Origin of the sequence: Methylobacterium sp. WL18, assembly GCF_008040015.1 — a bacterium.
Lineage (GTDB): Bacteria > Pseudomonadota > Alphaproteobacteria > Rhizobiales > Beijerinckiaceae > Methylobacterium > Methylobacterium mesophilicum.
In genome coordinates, this window is the sequence record NZ_VRVD01000444.1 from 1 (window position 1) to 3,910 (window position 3,910).

The window sequence follows — 3,910 nt, forward strand, 5'->3', positions numbered from 1 at the left end:
CGCCGGCCCTGGGCCCGGCCGCAATCTCGCCGGTGGTCGTGGCCGGCCTGGTGCGAGCCCTGGAATTCGGCCTGATCTTCAGCCTCGGCGCGCTCCTTCACCTGCTGATGCTGCGCGGCCGGGTACCGTTCGGGCTGAGCTATGCCGGCGCGATCGCCCTGGTCGCCGGCCTCATGATGGCGCTGACCCAGGCCTCCGGCGGCTACCGCATCGCCGCCTTCCGGACCTTCGCCAAGGCCGCGATCCGGCTGATCGCGGCCTGGTCGATGACCTTCCTGATGGTCGCGGCCATCCTGGTCCTCGCCAAGGTAGCCGACCATTACTCGCGCCTGTGGCTCGCCACCTTCTACGGCACCGGCCTCGCGGCGTTGCTGGCCGGACGTTTCGCCCTGTCCCGGGTGATCAACCGGCAGACCCGCGCCGGCCGCTTCGACCGCCGCACCGCCATCGTGGGCGGCGGCAAGCCCGCCGAGGACCTGATCGCCGCGCTGGAAGCCCAGAGCGAGAGCGGCATCCGCATCGTCGGCGTGTTCGACGACCGCAACGCCGACCGGTCCGCCGACCAGGTGGCCGGATACCCGAAGCTCGGCAACGTCGACGACCTGGTCGCCTATGCCCGGCAAGCCCGGCTCGACCTGATCGTGTTCACGATCCCGATCACCGCCGAGGCGCGGATCCTCCAGATGCTCGCCAAGCTCTGGGTGCTGCCGATCGACATCCGCCTCTCGGCCCACGCCGCCAAGCTCCGGCTGCGACCCCGGAGCTACTCGTATCTCGGTTCGGTGCCGGTGCTCGACGTGTTCGACCGGCCGATCGCCGACTGGGACGTGGTGGTGAAGGCGCTGTTCGACCGCTGCGTCGGCCTGGTCATGCTGCTCGCGCTGTCGCCGATCATGATCGCGGTGGCGCTCGCCGTCCGGCTGACGTCCCGCGGGCCGGTGCTGTTCCGCCAGAAGCGCCACGGCTTCAACAACGAGCTGATCGAGGTGTTCAAGTTCCGCTCGATGTACGTCGACCAGTGCGATGCCGGCGCGGCCAGGATGGTCACGCGCGGGGATGCGCGGGTGACGCCGGTCGGGCGGTTCATCCGCAAGACCTCGCTCGACGAGCTGCCGCAGCTGTTCAACGTGCTGAAGGGCGACCTGTCTCTGGTCGGCCCCCGCCCGCACGCGCTCCAGGCCAAGGCCGCCAACACCCTGTACGACCAAGTGGTCGACGGCTACTTCGCCCGCCACAAGGTCAAGCCCGGCATCACCGGCTGGGCCCAGGTCAACGGCTGGCGCGGCGAGACCGACACCTCCGAGAAGCTGCAGCGGCGCGTTGAGCACGATCTGTTCTATATCGAGAACTGGTCGGTCCTGCTCGACCTGCAGATCCTGATCACGACGCCGTTCGCGTTGTTCAAGACGGAGAACGCGTATTGAGGTTGGAGTTCGTAAGGCCGATCTGCGCCGATCGCTCAGCCTGAGGTGTGAGCGCGGCTTCGGCCGCGAAGCGCGACCGGGGATCCCGTTATCCCGCGTGCGGGGCCATGCGCGACGCGCTCTCCTCTCGCCCCCTCTGGCAACGGTTTACGTCGGTAAAGAATTTTATCTTCTGAGCCAGCGAAAAGCTCGGCCTTGTTCTCCAAACGGTGACTGGATCGAGGCGGCCACGCGCCGTCATCCCGGGGCCGCGCAGCGGAGCCCGGGATCCAGGGGCGCCGACGTGTCAAACGCTTGCACGGGTAGCGGTTCTGGGTTCCGGGCTCGCCTGCGGCGCCCCGGAATGACGGCGCGGGCTATTGGATATAACGAAGTCTCTGCAATCGAACGCGTCGTTCGATCGGGATCGCAGGCTCTAACCCGGTCAAAGAGCCCCGTGGGAAGATTGTATTAGCCAAGGTCGCGATTTGCCGTCGTGAGCCGGGTGTCTCGATGCTCAAGGTCACCGGGCATTCAGCGCGTGCCGCGCAAGGTCGGCGCTCGGCTCCGGGCCATGCCCGAGCAGGCGGGAGAATCGGATATGGCGACCGGCGTCCAGGTGGCGGGAACGGACATGATCGGTGCGCGTGCGTCCGGAACGCTGACGGCGGAAATCTTCTCCGACCTGGCCGCGGTCGAAGCCCTGTGGCGGCGGCTCGAGGCCGATCCGGCCAGCCTGCAGACGCCCTATCAGCGGTATGACTGGGTCTGCGCCTACCTGCGCGCGACCGGTACGGAGGCCGAGGCCCGCATCGTGGTCCTGCGGGATGCCGAGGGCCGTGCCCGCATCCTGCTGCCCCTGGTGCTCGCCCGGACAGCCGGGATGGTGGTGGCCCGGATCGTCGGCGACACGCACGCCAACTACCACATGCCGCTGTTCGCCACCCGCGACGCGGCCGCGATCTCCGCCGGGGAGGTTACCGCGGCTCTGATCCGCGTGGGACGGTCGGCCGGCATCGACGCCTACGCGCTGCAGCATCAGCCCCTGATGTGGGAGGGCGCGGCCAACCCGTTCGCGCAGGCCGGCGAGCCGGAGGCCAGCGACGCCTACGGGCTGATGCTGGGCCCCGACCCCGAGGCGACGGTGCGCCGCGTGTTCAGCGCCGACGCCCGCAAGAAGCTGCGCTCGAAGGAGAAGCGGCTGATCGAGGCCAAGGGCGCCCTGGCCTATCGCCGGGCCGAGACCGCGGAGGACGCGGCCCGGTATCTGACGGCCTTCTACGCTCACAAGGCGGTGCGGTTCGCCAGCATGGGCGTCGCCGACCCCTACGCCGACGAGGCGGTTCGCCGATTCCTGGCGGCGGCCACGTCCGGCGCCGAACCGGCGGTCGAGATCCACGTCCTGTGCCTTGCCGAGAGCGGTCGCGTGCTGGCGACCTTCGGGGGCGCCGTCAGCGATCACCGGTTCAGCGGCATGATGACGGCGTTCGATCCCGACCCGGAGATCGCCCGGTTCAGCCCGGGGGACCTGCTGCTGCAACACCTCGTCGGCGAGCAGACCGCCCGGGGCCGTCAGGGCTTCGATCTCGGCGTCGGCGAGGCGCGCTACAAGGCGAGCATCTGCGACCAGACCATCGGGCTGGTCGAGACTATCGTGCCGGTGAGCCTGCGCGGCCGGGCCTATGGGCTGATGCGGCTGGGCCTGACCCGGACGAAGCGGCGGATCAAGCGCGATCCCCGCCTCTACGCCGTCGCCGCGAAGCTGCGGACCTTGCTGCGGAGATAAAAACGGCCCGAACGGCTGTCATTGCCGTTCGGGTGAGCTGGCAGCGATGACGGACGCATCCTGGCGTGCGCTCACGCGGCGCGGAGGCGGAGCTCGGGATCCGTCGAGCCTGACTGCGCAACGTGCTCGGCCGCGCGGTCCTGCGCCACCAGGATCTGGCCGGCGCCCGCATCCTCCGCGATGGCGTAGAGGTCGGCGAGCGCCGGATCCTCGGCGGCGGCGTTCGACGCGATGATCACGGTGTCCATGTAGCCCGCCGTCAATTCGAGCAGGTCCACGGCGCCCGGCGCCGCATGAAGGCGGCAGACGACCCATCCGTAGGCCTCCGCCATGGCCTCGAAGGTCAGGCTGAGGGTGTCCGGCTCGTCGAACAGCACGTCGGCCTCGATGCGCCCGGCGGCGATCCGGTGCAGGCCGCTGTCGCCTGCGGGCTGGATCACGTCGAGGAAGGCCGCGTCGCCCGCGATGAGATCGCTGAACCCGCGCTCGGCCGTGGCGGCATGCGGATTGTTCAGGTCGATGGTGACGAGGCTGGCCTTGCGGCCCAGCGCCCGCACCAGGGCGTCGTGCAGCGCGTTCTCGCCCGGGGACGCCTCCGTCTCCATGACGAGGATCCGGTGCCCGGAACGGTCGCCGGGCAGGCGGGAAGCGGCCCCGATCCGGGCGATGAGGGGGGCGAGGTCGTAGGCCTCGGCCGGCATCCGGGCGACGGGCGCCGGGG

Annotated in this window: 2 protein-coding genes and 1 pseudogene; 2 read left to right on the forward strand and 1 reads right to left on the reverse strand. The window is 69.8% G+C overall.

The window, feature by feature from the left end:
• A partial coding sequence (locus FV228_RS22570; RefSeq protein ID WP_147856645.1) for an undecaprenyl-phosphate glucose phosphotransferase occupies positions 1-1,424 on the forward strand: 1,424 nt, incomplete at its 5' end.
• Between the two features lie 580 nt (positions 1,425-2,004).
• Entirely contained in the window at positions 2,005-3,189 is a 1,185-nt protein-coding gene (locus FV228_RS22575; protein ID WP_147856646.1) for a GNAT family N-acetyltransferase, read from the forward strand.
• Positions 3,190-3,260: 71 nt separating this feature from the next.
• Here the strand turns inward: FV228_RS22575 and FV228_RS22580 are convergent.
• A pseudogene (locus FV228_RS22580) lies at positions 3,261-3,910 on the reverse strand (lipopolysaccharide biosynthesis protein); the annotation flags it as partial.

What these genes read in the sequence shown, in the direction of transcription:
- FV228_RS22575 (WP_147856646.1), top strand. Translation starts at nt 2,005, where the DNA reads ATGGCGACCGGCGTCCAGGTGGCGGGAACGGACATGATCGGTGCGCGT.